Origin of the sequence: Pseudomonas khavaziana (assembly GCF_036704165.1) — a bacterium.
GTDB lineage: Bacteria > Pseudomonadota > Gammaproteobacteria > Pseudomonadales > Pseudomonadaceae > Aquipseudomonas > Aquipseudomonas khavaziana.
This window is the reverse complement of the sequence record NZ_CP129946.1, coordinates 3350072-3363797: the sequence shown is the minus strand read 5'-3', so window position 1 is coordinate 3363797 and position 13726 is coordinate 3350072. Positions and strand designations below refer to the sequence as shown.

Sequence of the window (13726 nt, the reverse complement as noted above, 5' to 3'; positions counted from 1 at the left end):
AATCTGTGGGAGGGGGCTTGCTCCCGATGGCGGTGGCTCAGTTATTGATGCATTACTGGCACGCCCTCATCGGGAGCAAGCCCCTCCCACATTTGGCCGAGATGGGGCACGGCTACTCAGGGCTGCAAACGCCGCACCTTCCAGCCTGTATCGCTGCGGTCATACCGCAACCGCTCATGCAAGCGCTCCTGCCCATTTCCCCAGAACTCCAGCGATTCAAGGCGCAACTCGAACACGCAATATCCCTCGGGACGCGGCAGTGGACCTTGCAGCTCGGCCAGTTGCCTGGCGGCGTTGCGCATGGCCTGCACGTCCTGCAGTTCTTCACTCTGGCGAGACACCGATGACATCGGGTGCGTGGCATAAGGGCGCTTGAGCCAGGCATCATCGGCCTTGGCGTTCGGCAAGCGCACGGCCTGGCCATTGAGGATGATTTGCTGACTGGTTTCGCGCCAATACAGCACGCCCGAAGCCCAGGGGTTGTGGAGCAGTTCACGGCCTTTCTGGCTGCCGGCATGGGTGCTGAACACCACGCCAGCGTCACTGATCTCGCTGATCACCACGATCCGCGTGGAGGGCCGGCCCTGGCTGTCGGCGGTGGCCAGCGCCAGCGCCCTGGGCTCGCGGATGCCCACGCGGCGCGCACGCTCCAGCCAATTGTGCAGCACGCTCATGGGGTCGGCGGGCAGTGTCTGATATTCGGGGAAGGGCGCATCCAATGTGCCGGTGAGGGATTCCGACATGCCTTTACCCAACAGCGGCTTGCCTTGTATTGAGCCGTTCATAGCACGATGGTCCCCCGTCCAAATGTAACGCCATTACCTGATACCTCGACTCGCGTCAGCTGCTCTGCGCGGCCCTCAGCTTTGGCGAACATCAGTGAGGGGCGGCCGATTTCCACACCCTGTAAAATCTCCACGGGCTGGCCAAACTCAATCTGGCCATGGCGCGCCAGATGAATCGCCAATGGCCCGGCGGCGGAGCCTGTGGCCGCATCCTCCACAACGCCGTAGGCCGGTGAGAACATGCGGCTGCGCCAGCGCCGTCCTGCGCCGGCAAAACAGTTGATCGCCATGTCATGGAAGTTGGACAGTGCTCGGTGGTCGGGGTGCAGGGCCGATAACGCTGCAATGCTCGGCAGGCCGACAAACACATGGCGCGGGCCGTTGTGATAGATCTCGATGGGAAAGGTCGAGCCACTGATGCCCAAGGCTTTGAGCAGTTCAGCGTCACGGCCCAGGGCCGTCCAGGTCGGGATCGGCTGGTCCATGCTGGCGGCGATGACGCTGCCGTTCTGGCGCTCCAGTTCAAAGGCGATGGTGCCCATCTGGGTTTCCAGATACAGCCGGTGGTTGTCGGTATGCGCTCCCAGGGCAATCGCCGTACCCAGCAACGGGTGCCCGGCAAAAGGCAGTTCGTTGACCGGTGTGAAAATCCGGATCAGCGCATCTCCACCGTTGCGCGGCTTGAGCACAAAAGTGCTCTCCGAGAGGTTCATTTCTCGGGCGATGCGCTGCATTTGCGCGGGCGGTAAATCATCGGCGTCAAAGAACACCGCGACCGGATTGCCTTCCAGCGGGACGCTGGCAAAGGCGTCGATAATGACGTAGTTGTGCATGGTTATCTCCCGGCGGCCGAAACGCTGCTGTCGACAGGCGTGTGGATGAGGGCGTGCCGCAGCAGGTCGGCGATGATGCGCGGGCCTTCCTGGGTCAAAAGCGACTCGGCATGAAACTGCATGGAGGCAAACGCCGGCCCACGCAGGGCATGTACCTCGCCGGTCTCGCTGTCGCGACTGATTTCCACGGTGCCGATACCGTCGATGTCCAGGCGGTCACTGGAGCTGCGCGCCGCGAACGTGTTGTAGAAACCTACTCGTTCGGCGTTGCCGAACAGGTCGATCTGTTTTTGCACGCCCTGGTTGGGAATGGCCTTGCGTTGCAATTCCAGGCCCAGGCACAGGCTCAACACCTGATGGCTCAGGCACACCGCGAGGAACGGTCGCTGCTGGTTGAGCAGGGAACGGATGGCCACATGCAGATGGTCGATTTTCGGCAGTTGCACATCGCTCGGATTGCCAGGGCCAGGGCCCATGATCACCAGGTCGTAACCGTCGAAACTGTACTCGTCACTGAAACTGCGCACCGTCACCACCAGCCCGAGAGCCCGCAGCTGTTTGGCGATCATCGAGGTGAACGTGTCTTCGGCGTCGACGATCAGCACCTGGCGGCCGCTGAAGTCGGACTGGGTCTGTTGCCGTTGCTGGCTGTTCATCAGCCAGAAATCCGAGACGTAGGCATTGCGGCTGGCCAATGCCGCGCGCACCTGCAGGTGGTCGCCGAAGCGCGAGGCCGCCTGGTTTTTCAGCGCGGCGATCAGGCCCGCAGCCTTGGCCCGGCTTTCGGCGGCTTCGGTCAGCGGTTCGGAGTGCCGCACGATGGTCGAACCCACACTGATCCGAACCTGCCCGCAGTTATCGATGTCGGCGGTGCGAATCAGAATCGCCGAGTCCAGGGAGCGTCCGCCCTTGCCATCGCTGCCAATCAGCGCGGCCATGCCGCTGTAGTACGCCCTGCCTTGCGGCTCATAGCGCTCGATCACCCGGCAGGCGCTTTCCAGCGGGCTGCCGGTGACCGTCGGGGCGAACAGGGTTTCGTGCAGGATTTCGCGCACATCGCGGCGGGTCCTGCCTTCGATGAAGTATTCGGTGTGCGCCAGATGGGTCATTTCCTTGAGGTAGGGACCGAGGACGTGTCCGCCGTCTTCACAAATACGCGCCATCATTTTCAGTTCTTCATCGACCACCATATACAGCTCATCGGCTTCCTTGCGGTCGGCCAGGAAGTCCATGACCTCCGTCAGGCTGGGGCCGGCAGGAGGGTAGCGGTAAGTGCCGCTGATGGGGTTCATCACCGCAAGCCCATCCTTGACGCTGATGTGGCGCTCGGGAGACGCACCGACGAAGGTGCGGCTGCCGGTGTGAATGATGAATGTCCAATAGACGCCTTTCTCTCGTTCCAGCAGATGACGAAAGAAAGACAGCGCACTGGCCGGCTGGTACTCGCTGATCTCCGCCAGGAAGGTGCGCTTGATCACGAAGTTGGCGCCTTCCCCGGAACCGATTTCGTTGGCGATCACCTGGCTGACGATCTCGGCATAGCTGGCGTCGCTGAGGTCGAAGCGTTCGTTATTCAACTGGATCGGCACGTTGGGCAGTAACGCCAGCATCTGCTCGATGCTGATGGTTTGCTGCTCGGTAATGTTCATCGCCAGCAGCGGCGACTGGTCGTCCACCGCCGCAAAGCCCCGTTCGGCGATCTGGCAGTAGGGAATCAGCGTCAGTACATCCAGGCGAGGGGCACCGATTGAGGGGGCGGGCAGGTCGATATCGGCCAGGACCTGCGGCTGCGACATCTCGCCAATCAGCACATTCAGCAGCCCGGGGCCGCTGGACTCCGGGCGATACAAGAGCGCAAAGGGTTCGGGTACCGGTTGCAGGATGCGGTCCATGAGGCGGGCGGCGGCTTGGCTCATAGCACCACCTCATCGGTGGTGATGACCATGGCGCAACGGCTGGCGGCGTATTCCATGGCCATCCAGTGGTGCTCCTTGCTGAAGTCGGCAATCGCGTCGGCAACGAGGAAGGGTTGGATATCGTTGGAGTACGCATCCACGCTGGAAATCAATACCCCGACATGGGCATACACCCCACACAGGATCAACTGATCGCGCCCGCTGGCGTGCAGGCGTTGCAGCAAGTCGGAGTTGAAGAATGCGCTGTAGCGCCACTTGGTCAGCAGCCAGTCACCGGGCTGGGGGGCGAGGGCGTCGACGACCTCACGGTCGGTCGGGCTGGCCTTCATGCCCGGGCCCCAGAAGTCCTTGAGCAGCCCGCGTTGCTCCTCGTTCATGCTGCCCGGTTGAGCGGTGTAGGCCACTGGCACGCCGTTGTCGGCAGCCCACTGGCGAATGCGTGCGGCATTACCCACCACTTGGTCACGCAAGGCATCCGGCAAGGGCCGCAGGAAGTAGCGCTGCATGTCATGCACCAACAGTACGGCGCGTTCGGGGTCGATGTGCCATTGCGCGAGGTTGGCGGGCAGGTCGCGAGAAGTAGGCAGAGCGTAAGGGACGATCGATGGAATGCCGGTCATGGCGACAAACTCCAGTCAAAGGGAAACAAAAGAGGGAGGAGGGCAGGCTTTCCAGGCCATCACCGCAGTAATGGCTTGCCAGGGGTTCAGGCGCGGGTCGCACAGGCTTTTGTAGTGGCTGCCAACCTGGCCCAGGCCGGCGGCATCGGAGGCGCACTCGCTGACGTCATCGGGAGTGGTTTCCAGATGCAGGCCGCCGGCCACGCCACCGGCCGAGACCACCGCATGTTTGAAGGCGGTGATTTCGTCGGTGATGGTCTGCACCATGCGGGTCTTATTGCCGCAGGGCGCGACGATGGTATTGCCGTGCATCGGGTCGCTGAGCCAGATGATCTTATGGCCGGCACGGCGCACCGCTTCAACCAGCGGTGGCAGGCGGTCGGCCACCTTGTGGGCGCCCATGCGGGCAATCAGGGTCAGCCGGCCGGGTTCGCGCCTGGGGTCCAGGCGCTCGCACAGGCTCAGTAACTGATCCTGGGTGATATCCGGGCCGACCTTGCAGGCCACCGGGTTGAGCACTTCGCTGAGCAGCGCTACGTGAGCGCCCGTCAACTGACGGGTACGCTCGCCAATCCACGGCCAGTGGGTAGAACCGAGAAATGTGCGGCCCTGTTCGTCCCGGCGTACTTGCGGCAGTTCGTAGTCGAGCACCAGCATCTCGTGACTGGTCCAGGCAGGGGAGCCGGTGAGCTGCTCCTGGCCGGACGGTTCCTTCCATCCCAGGTGTTGCATGATGTCCTGGGCGGCGCGATAGCCTCGTACCAAGCGTTGCGCATCATGCTGGCGATGGCCGAGGACAGCGTCGCGACCGTTGACCATGTCGCCGCGGTACACCGGCAACTCGACATCGCCGATGCGTTCGCTGTGGTTGGAGCGAGGCTTGGCAAACTGCCCGGCGATTCGCCCCACCCGCACCACCGGTTGCTGGGTGACCAGCCTGAACGTCCCGGCCAGCATATCCAGCAGCGCGGCTTTGCGGGTCACATGGTCGGCAGCGCTTTCATCCATGTCCTCGGCGCAGTCGCCGCACTGGATGATCATCGCTTCGCCAGCCGCGACCCTGGCCAGGGTGGCGCGCAAAACCAGGATATCTTCGACACGAATCAGTGACGCGCTGTCCCTGAGGTAGGCCTGCGCGTCATGCAATTGCGAGGGTTCGCTCCATTGAGGCTGCTGCAACGCTTCACACTTCAGAACCCGTTTCAGTAAGTCTTCCATGATGCGATCGCTCTCCCAAAAGGATCAGGCAGGAATGCCTTCACGCTTGATGTGCGGCACTGGAATACCCAGGGCGCGCAATTGTTGAAAGACATTCATGAATTCGCGATTGCGTTTTACTTTGCCGTCTTGCAGCTCGAAGGAGTGCAGGAAGTGGTTCTCGTAATAACCCTCCGGGTAACCAGGAAAGAGAATCTTGCCGTGGCCATCACACTCGACCCAGATATGGTTGGGGTCATCGGTTTCAAATACCTTGACGTTGTACCATTCCCAATCCGGGAAGCACTTGAGTGACCAAACAGCATGTTCGGCCAACTTGGCTTTGCCACTGATTACAATCGGCGCACCCGTGTCGGTGGTCCATAAGCCGCCTGAACCGTCTTCGGTAAACAGTTCATGCCGGCGCAGGCGGTCCTGGCCTTTGGTGCGCATGTATTGTTCAACCGTGGCGCGATTCTTGCGGCGTAGTTCCGTATCGTCAGTGATGGGTTGTTGCACTGTGCCATCAGGCATGTTCAATCTCCAATGGATAAAGGACTTATGAGGCGGGGATACCTTCACGCTTGATTTTTGGCACCGGGATGCCCAAGGCACGAAGTTGTTCAAACGGGTTCATGAATTCACGGTTTTGCGTGATCTTGCCGTTGTCCAACTCGAAGGAGTGGATGTAATGGTTTTCGCAATAACCTTCCGGGTAACCAGGAACTCGAGTGGTGCCGCGGCCGTCACTTTCCACCCAGAAGTGGTTGGGGTTGTCGGTTTCAAACACCCGGACGTTGTGCCATTGCCAGTCCGGGAAGCACTGTTGCAGCCATACGCCGAGTGCGGCCAGCTTCGCGTGCCCCTTAAAGACAAGGGGTTCACCGGTTTCGGTGTTCCAGGAGCCGCCACTGCCATCCGGCGTGAATAACTCATGGCGGCGCAGGCGATCTTCGCCGTTGGTGCGCATGTACTGATCAACCGTGGCGCGGTTTTTTCGGCGAAGTTCAAGATGGTCATTAAAGCCGCCAGATGAAAGCGAACCGGGCATAGGCAGTGTTCTCCTTAGTTGACTGAAATTACGCGCAATCAATTAAATAATTAGTTAATTGCATGCGACGAAATTGAATGCTTGAACTGTTTTGCACTGATCGTTTTGTGCGGTGTCGTTTATACACCTGCGTTTCTGGGGCTTGGAACTACCAGATCTTGTAGTGGCCCAGGGCGGGCGCGATCGGTCGGAGGGAGTGTTGCATTATTATGAATAGGCAGGCTCATTCGTCGGCTGATAAACAGTGGCCTATGGCTAGTTAGTTGGGTTAGACATAAAAAACATGTCGCTAGTGCGAAGCAGTCTATGACCGTTGATTTTGGCAGTTGACAGGCGCTCAGGTTGGTTTAGTCTCACGACTCCCTTGGAGTGTTATAGGTGTTCAAAATGGAATTAGGACAGCTGTTGGGATGGGATGCTTATTTTTACAGTATCTTTGCACAAGCCATGAACATGGAGGAGTTTACTGTTGTTGCATTGAGAGCCTTGCGTGAACTGCGGTTCGACTTTTTTGCCTATGGCATGTGCAGCGTAACGCCGTTCATGCGGCCCAAGACCTATATGTACGGCAACTATCCGGAGCACTGGCTACAACGCTATCAAGCCGCTAACTATGCGCTGATCGACCCCACCGTGAAACACAGCAAGGTCTCGTCGGCCCCCATTTTATGGAGCAACGAGTTGTTCCGAAACTGCCCGGACCTGTGGTCAGAAGCCAACGACTCAAGTCTTTGCCATGGCCTGGCCCAACCTTCGTTCAACACCCAGGGCCGGGTCGGGGTGTTAAGCCTGGCACGCAAGGACAACGCCATCAGCCTTCAGGAATTCGAAGCATTGAAGCCAGTGACCAAAGCGTTTGCGGCGGCGGCCCTGGAGAAAATTTCCGCGCTGGAGACCGATGTTCGCGCGTTCAACACGGATGTAGAGTTCAGCGAGCGCGAATGTGATGTGTTGCGCTGGACCGCCGATGGCAAGACCTCGGAGGAAATTGGCGTGATCATGGGTGTGTGCACCGACACCGTTAACTACCATCACCGCAACATCCAACGCAAAATCGGCGCCAGCAACCGCGTACAGGCCGTGTCTTACGCCGTCGCGCTGGGCTATATCTGAGGTTCATCTGCTGCGCCGAGTCGCCCAAGAGGACGACTCGGCCGTTATCAAGCAGTCTCTTCCAATAACGCCTCAGACGTGAAGCCTGAAGGTAAGCGGGCGCCACGGTGGTGTTCGCGGTGAGCCGAGAGTTTGATGGCGAGGATTTTTTCGTTCTGATGGTCGATAACCGACCCCAGGCGTTCGTACTTGACCCCGTTGATCTTGTAATAGCGTTCCATCGTGCTGTTGACGATTCCGACGATGGCATCGGCACCCGCCAGGCTCGCGGTCTTGAGGGTTTTCCAGAACAAAGGCATGGCCAGTTGCGGTTCGCGGGTGGTGAAGCGTGTCATTTCCCAAATGGCGGGATGCCTGGGTGGTGCGCCTGCGCAGGCATGGCTGAATACACCCTCCAGCAGATTAGGGAATGTGGTAGGTATCAGCCGGGCGCAGCCGACGATTGAACGATGCTCGTTGAACGCCAGGAGGTAGCGGGCGTGCTCGGTGTCGTATTGATCCCATTCATAACCGGCCTGGTGCGGTGGAATAGGTAATCGCCACCCTAGTTTTTCGACGAATTGTTCATGCCGAAAGCGACCCAGCATGAGTTTAAGCTCGTCGTCCATTGCGCTCAGCGCGTGCTCTTCCATGTGCATGGCAGGGGATTCCTTGGGGGAGGGGGGAAGTGCGGTTTTTTATAGAGGACTTGTGGAGGGTTAGCGACTACAAGATCTTGTAGGGCGGGCTGGTGTGGTCGGCGGGGCTGGAGTGCAAACGAGGCGCGAAGAGTTCGAGCAGGAATCCAGCGGTCACCTCAAGAGCCTCAACCACTTTGAACTTATGCTGACGCTCATCCCCCTAATGCTGTGCAGCTAGCGCCTGGCTCAGGTTGAACCTGAGCTCACTAATTACACGCAAAGGTTTGGTGACTTATGAAGAGTGAACAAGTTGAAGGTGTTGCAGAAAAGGTTGCTGGAAAGGCGCAGAGCGTCGTCGGCAAGCTGTTTGGTGATTCCAAGCTGGAAGCAGAAGGCGCTGGTCGTCAAGCTGCCGGTCAGTTGACCCAGACCTACGGCGACGTATTGGACGGCGTATCTACGTTTGTTAAAGAAAAACCAGTTGCTGCAATCGCGATTGGTGCAGTGGCGCTGCTGGTTCTAGATCGTCTCTTTCGCCGCTGAGTCATAGAGAAAGGGCGTTCCGTCAGGAACGCTCCCTGCGGCCTCGATGCCCTTTGCCGGGCTTGATGGGCTGAAAAGCCCTTATATTTTCCACGTCCCAGAAAAGCCAATGCCCCGACAACACGGGGCATTGGCTTTCTTATGAGCGAGTGGTGGGTTTGTATCGTTTTGTATCTGCGCTTTGGATAGATACACAGCGATTCTTTTAAGTCGGTTGATGACACATACGGGATACCTGCGGGGCTTTAAATGAACCCATCGAGAAGGCGCAAACCTTTTCCAATGGATGACTCATTTAACTCGCGGCTATCTCTGCGCGTTTCGCGACGTTGTCGACCAATGACTTATAGGAAATTCAAAATGCCTGCAGCTACGTTCGGTTTGACCTGGCGCCATTGTCTGGCTTCTTCCGTGAGGATGGGCGTTTTGGGGTTGGCCCTGATAGCCGGCAGCGGTGGTGCCTGGGCTGCTGGCCCGGCCGCCGATGCGTCAGTTGCCAGCTCGGCCTCGACCAATCCCGAATCGATTCGACCTTATCGAATTCACGTCGATGAAGCTCAATTGACCGATCTGAAAAAGCGCATTGCGGCGACCCGCTGGCCGGACAAAGAGACCGTCAATGACGTTTCCCAAGGCGTGCAGTTGGCCCAGGTCCAGGCGCTGGTGAAGTATTGGGGCAGCGGCTATGACTGGCGCAAGGCCGAAGCAAGGCTTAATGCGCTGCCTGAATTCATCACGACTATTGACGGCGTCGATATTCAATTCATCCATGTTCGCTCGCCAAACCCCAACGCGATGCCGCTGCTTCTGACACACGGTTGGCCTGGCTCACAGTTTGAGTTCCTGAAGACCATCGGCCCGCTGACGGATCCCGTTGCTTACGGCGGTAAGGTTGAAGATTCGTTCGACGTGATCATTCCATCGATTCCGGGACACGGTTTTTCCGGTAAGCCAACTGAATTGGGCTGGGGACCGGATCGAGTCGCGAAGGCTTGGGATGTGCTCATCAAGCGTCTGGGTTATACCCACTATGTTTCCCAGGGCGGAGATCACGGTTCGGTGATATCGGATGCTTTGGGCCGCCTGAATCCGCCGGGTCTGTTGGGCATTCACTTGAACATGCCGGCCACCATCCCGCCCGAATTGGTCAAGCCGATCAATAGTGGTGCCCCGGCCCCTGTCGGGCTCACTGAGCCTGAACGCAAGGCGTTTGATTCCTTGAGCACCTTCTTCGGCCGCAATGCAGCATACGGCGCGATGATGGTTACGCGCCCGCAGACTATCGGTTACCTGCTGGCCGATTCGCCTACCGGTACTGCGGCGTGGATGTACGAAAAAATCGCCGCGTGGACGGACAGTGACGGTCAGCCTGAACGGGTATTGACCCGTGACGAGATGCTGGACGATATCAGCCTGTACTGGCTGACGAACGCAGGCGCATCGTCATCGCGTTTCTACTGGGAAAACAACAACAACAATTTCAGCGCTGCCGCGCAGAACACCGCAAGCATCAAGGTGCCGGTGGCGATCACGGTCTTCCCGCACGAGATCTATCAGGCGCCAAAAAGCTGGGCGCAACGCGCTTACCCATCACTTTCCTACTACAGCCAGGTTAACAAGGGCGGCCACTTCGCTTCCTGGGAGCAACCTCAATTGTTCAGCGAAGAGTTGCGGGAGGCTTTCCGGCCGCTGCGCGCCAAGCTGAGCGCAACGAACACAGCCCAGTAGCTCACACGCCATCGAGTCAACACACCGGGCCGCTATTCGGCGGCTCGCTACGGAGAAACACCATGGAGATGACCTTGCTGAACAACCAACATAAATCCAGCCGCCTGCGGGGTCTTGCCCCATCACTGTTGGCAGCAGCGGTGCTGCAATTCGCAGCGGTGGCTGTCGGTTTTTCCCAAGCCAGCGGGGCTGATGTACCCGCGTCCACCATTGGGGCTATTACGCCGGGAGCTCACAACTCTCTCGGTGCTCTTAAGCATGTGAAAGCGGGGCTGCTGGACGTTTCTTACGCGGAACTCGGCCCAGCCGAAGGCCCTGTGGTCATTTTGTTGCACGGCTGGCCCTACGATATCAACGCATACGCTGATGTCGCTCCTGCTTTGGCGGACAAGGGATATCGGGTGTTGATCCCTTCTGCGCGTGGTTATGGCGATACGCATTTTCTCTCGGCCAAGACAGTTCGCAATGGTCAACCTGCTGCGCTGGCGGCCGACCTGATCGACTTCATGGATGCGCTGAAGATCAAGACGGCGGTGCTGGGTGGGTTTGACTGGGGCGCCCGCACTGCAGATATCGTTGCCGCACTGTGGCCGGAAAGAGTGAAAGCTCTGGTCGCTGTGAGCGGTTACCTGATAGGCAGCCAAGAGGCGGGCAAGGCGCCATTGCCGCCAGCCGCCGAACTGCAGTGGTGGTACCAGTTCTACTTCGCGACCGAGCGCGGGCGCCTGGGCTACGAGAAAAACACCCATGACTTCGCCAAGCTCATCTGGAAGCTGGCGTCGCCACAGTGGAATTTCGACGACGCCACTTATGAGCGCAGCGCGGCGTCCTTGCAAAACCCTGATCACGTGGCCGTGTCGATTTTCAACTATCGCTGGCGCCTGGGGTTGGTCAAGGGCGAGGCCAGATACGACGCACTGGAAAAGAAACTCGCGGCATTTCCATCCATCAGCGTGCCCACCATCACCCTGGAAGGTGATGCGAACGGCGCACCGCATCCACCTGCCGAAGCGTACGCCAAGCGCTTTACTGGCAAGTATGAGTACCGATTGATCACCGGTGGTGTTGGTCACAACTTGCCGCAGGAAGCGCCGAAAGCCTTCGCCCAGGCAGTGATCGACGCCGATCATCTTTGAAAACCGGATGAGAGGAGGGCGATGATGAAGCTGAAATTTCTTGCCGCGATGTCGGCTGCCATTGCAATCGCAGCGTTGACCGCTACCGGTGTTGCCTCGGGCGACGCCAGTACTGGCGGCGCCTCACCGATCTATGGCGTGAAATTGCCTGAAAACTACCGCCTATGGCCGCTGATTGCGCCGGCGCAGGAAGCAGCACCCCTGAATGAACTGCGAGCCGTGCTCGGAAATGACTCGGCCATCAAGGCTTATCAGGACTCAACGCTGCCATTCCCCGATGGCACGGTGCTGGTAAAGCTGGCCTGGAAACATGTGCAGTCCCCGGAATTCGAGCCGGCGTCCATCCCGGGGCCGGCCACGACCGTGCAGGTGATGGTCAAGGACTCGAAAAAATATGCAGCAACCGGTGGTTGGGGATTCGGGCGGTTTATCAACGGTAAACCGGCCGATGAAGCCCAACACGAAACCTGCTTCGCCTGTCACCAGGCGCGAGTGCGTAATCACGACTTTGTGTTCACTCGCTTCGCTCCCTGATTCCCGTCAAACCTGGAGTTAACAATGAAAAAAGTAATAACCGCACTGGCCGTCGCCGTCAGCCTGAGCATGGCGACACACGCCTGGTCGCAAACTGAAAAACCCACGATTGTGCTCGTGCATGGCGCCTTTGCCGATGCGTCGAGTTGGAATGGCGTCGTGAAGATTCTCGAGAAGGACGGTTACCCGGTGGTTGCCGCTGCCAACCCATTGCGCGGTGTAAAGAGCGATGGTTCGGCAATATCGGCATTGCTGACGAGCATTCATTCGCCGGTGGTGTTGGTCGGCCATTCCTATGGCGGCAACGTTATCAGTGATGCGGCCAACGATCATGTCAACGTCAAAGCCCTGGTTTACGTCAGTGCGTTTGCACCTGAGGCCGGGGAAACCGTCGCCGGGCTGGCCGGCAAATTCCCGGGCAGCACGCTGGGCCCAACGCTGGCTGCGCCTGTACCGCTGGCCGATGGGGGCAAGGACTTGTACATCCAGCGGGACAAATTTCACAACCAGTTTGCCGCTGACGTCCCCGCGAAAGAGGCGGCATTGATGGCCGCCACCCAACGCCCGGTAACGGAAGCGGCGCTCAACGAAGCGTCCGGCAGCCCCGCCTGGAAACATATTCCGTCCTGGTACATCTACGGCGACAAGGACAAGAACATTCCCCCGCAAGCCATGGCATTCATGGCCAAGCGCGCCGCTGCCAAAGCCGTGGAAGTAGTCAAGGGCGCTTCACATGTCGTGATGGTATCGAACCCGGAACCGGTTGCCCGCCTGATCGAAAAAGCCGCCACGGCGAAATGACACGCCAAGGGCGAAGCGGCGTTTTCAGCGCTCTACGCCGAGGCGGGTTTTACACGTCGCCCGGCGGGTTTCGTTCTGAAGTTGTGCAACTGGTGGAATTTTGAGGCTATCAACTCGTGATGATGGCAGCGCAAGGCCTGGTTCAGGAGGTGCACGCCTTCAACCGTGAGCCGATGCCCGGCTGAAACGCGGGAGAGGGGGGATTCGACGCGGCAACGCCTGGGCATACCGGGCGTTGTGCTTATCGCGGGCAACCGCAGTCAATCAGGTACGCCACGAGACCATGAAGCGAGTGAGTCTGTCGCTCACGGGGAAGTCGGCCTCTATCATCCTGGATGACGCCGATCTCGACATCGCCATTGCGCTGGCTCTGAATGGCGCGACGTTGATTATCGGCGGGCAGACCGGCCGGTTTGGATAAGGGCTATTTCGTCAGGCCTACGGTCTTTGCCGACGTCAGCAATGACATGGACATCGCGCAAGAGGAGATTTTTGGCCCGGTGCTATCGATCATTGCGTATGACTCGCAAGAACAAGCGATCGCTATTGCCAATGCCAGTCTCTACGGCTTGCAAGCTTATGTGTTTTCCCGGCAACCGGAACGTGCCCAACGCCTGGCGAACCAGCTGCAGGCCGGCTCGGTGTTGATCAACAGAATTTCGCCAGAGCTGCTGGCGCCGTTCGGCGGGGTAAAGCAGTCCGGTGTCGGCCGGGAGTTTGGAGTCTTTGGGCTGGAAGCATTTCTTGAGGCCAAAAGCATCGTGTCCGATTAACCTGGGGGGAGCGGGAGAGTGTGGTCGCGCAACCCATGCCGCAGGAGAAAAAGCTAATGGCCCACAGCGCGTTGCC

At 59.0% G+C, this 13726-nt stretch carries 14 protein-coding genes and 2 pseudogenes; 8 read left to right on the top strand and 8 right to left on the bottom strand.

Features of this window, described 5'->3' with window-relative positions; genetic code table 11:
* Window positions 1-116 precede the first annotated feature (116 nt).
* Genes phzG through QYQ93_RS14685 form a run of 7 tightly spaced genes read right to left on the bottom strand, consistent with a single transcriptional unit; the run spans window position 117 to window position 6402 of the window.
* A complete protein-coding gene (phzG, locus tag QYQ93_RS14715; protein ID WP_338474890.1) occupies window positions 117-785 on the bottom strand; it encodes a phenazine biosynthesis FMN-dependent oxidase PhzG in 669 nt (222 codons plus the stop codon).
* Window positions 782-1618: a PhzF family phenazine biosynthesis protein gene (locus tag QYQ93_RS14710; protein ID WP_338474889.1), complete on the bottom strand. Its 837-nt coding sequence runs from the start codon at window positions 1616-1618 to the stop codon at window positions 782-784. The genes phzG and QYQ93_RS14710 overlap by 4 nt, the downstream gene beginning before the upstream one ends.
* A 2-nt stretch (window positions 1619-1620) precedes the next feature.
* Window positions 1621-3510: an anthranilate synthase family protein gene (locus tag QYQ93_RS14705; protein WP_404822077.1), complete on the bottom strand. Its 1890-nt coding sequence runs from the start codon at window positions 3508-3510 to the stop codon at window positions 1621-1623.
* Window positions 3511-3530: 20 nt separating this feature from the next.
* Window positions 3531-4154: an isochorismatase family protein gene (locus tag QYQ93_RS14700; RefSeq protein WP_043050173.1), complete on the bottom strand. Its 624-nt coding sequence runs from the start codon at window positions 4152-4154 to the stop codon at window positions 3531-3533.
* Window positions 4155-4169: 15 nt separating this feature from the next.
* Window positions 4170-5372 (bottom strand): 3-deoxy-7-phosphoheptulonate synthase, encoded by a 1203-nt coding sequence (locus tag QYQ93_RS14695; protein ID WP_043050172.1) that lies wholly within the window; start codon window positions 5370-5372, stop codon window positions 4170-4172.
* Between the two features lie 24 nt (window positions 5373-5396).
* The gene (locus QYQ93_RS14690; RefSeq protein ID WP_338474888.1) at window positions 5397-5885 is read right to left on the bottom strand and encodes a PhzA/PhzB family protein; all 489 of its coding nucleotides are present in this window, start codon (window positions 5883-5885) and stop codon (window positions 5397-5399) included.
* 25 nt (window positions 5886-5910) lie between these two features.
* Window positions 5911-6402: a PhzA/PhzB family protein gene (locus QYQ93_RS14685; RefSeq protein WP_124377947.1), complete on the bottom strand. Its 492-nt coding sequence runs from the start codon at window positions 6400-6402 to the stop codon at window positions 5911-5913.
* A gap of 387 nt (window positions 6403-6789) precedes the next feature.
* Here QYQ93_RS14685 and QYQ93_RS14680 point away from each other — a divergent pair, with 387 nt between their 5' ends.
* On the top strand, window positions 6790-7515 hold the full coding sequence (locus tag QYQ93_RS14680; protein WP_043050196.1) for an autoinducer binding domain-containing protein: 726 nt from the start codon (window positions 6790-6792) through the stop codon (window positions 7513-7515).
* A gap of 47 nt (window positions 7516-7562) precedes the next feature.
* Here QYQ93_RS14680 and QYQ93_RS14675 read toward each other — a convergent pair whose 3' ends face one another.
* Window positions 7563-8153 carry an acyl-homoserine-lactone synthase gene (locus tag QYQ93_RS14675; RefSeq protein WP_043050169.1) on the bottom strand — a complete coding sequence of 197 codons (591 nt, stop codon included), beginning with the start codon at window positions 8151-8153 and terminating at the stop codon, window positions 7563-7565.
* A gap of 276 nt (window positions 8154-8429) precedes the next feature.
* On the opposite strand from QYQ93_RS14675, the gene QYQ93_RS14670 reads away from it, so the two are divergent.
* The 7 genes and pseudogenes from QYQ93_RS14670 to QYQ93_RS14645 form a co-directional block, all read left to right on the top strand.
* Window positions 8430-8678, top strand: coding sequence for a CsbD family protein (locus QYQ93_RS14670; RefSeq protein ID WP_043050168.1), 249 nt, complete (start codon window positions 8430-8432; stop codon window positions 8676-8678).
* A 360-nt stretch (window positions 8679-9038) separates the two neighbouring features.
* A complete protein-coding gene (locus QYQ93_RS14665; protein WP_338474887.1) occupies window positions 9039-10406 on the top strand; it encodes an epoxide hydrolase family protein in 1368 nt (455 codons plus the stop codon).
* Window positions 10407-10468: 62 nt separating this feature from the next.
* Window positions 10469-11542, top strand: coding sequence for an alpha/beta hydrolase (locus QYQ93_RS14660; RefSeq protein WP_338474886.1), 1074 nt, complete (start codon window positions 10469-10471; stop codon window positions 11540-11542).
* Window positions 11543-11566: 24 nt separating this feature from the next.
* A complete protein-coding gene (locus QYQ93_RS14655; RefSeq protein WP_338474885.1) occupies window positions 11567-12076 on the top strand; it encodes a cytochrome P460 family protein in 510 nt (169 codons plus the stop codon).
* Between the two features lie 24 nt (window positions 12077-12100).
* On the top strand, window positions 12101-12877 hold the full coding sequence (locus tag QYQ93_RS14650; protein WP_338474884.1) for an alpha/beta hydrolase: 777 nt from the start codon (window positions 12101-12103) through the stop codon (window positions 12875-12877).
* A gap of 12 nt (window positions 12878-12889) precedes the next feature.
* Window positions 12890-12991 (top strand): annotated as a pseudogene (locus QYQ93_RS28600) (creatininase family protein); the annotation flags it as partial.
* A 163-nt stretch (window positions 12992-13154) separates the two neighbouring features.
* Window positions 13155-13650, top strand: a pseudogene (locus QYQ93_RS14645) (aldehyde dehydrogenase family protein); the annotation flags it as partial.
* Between the last annotated feature and the right edge of the window lie 76 nt (window positions 13651-13726).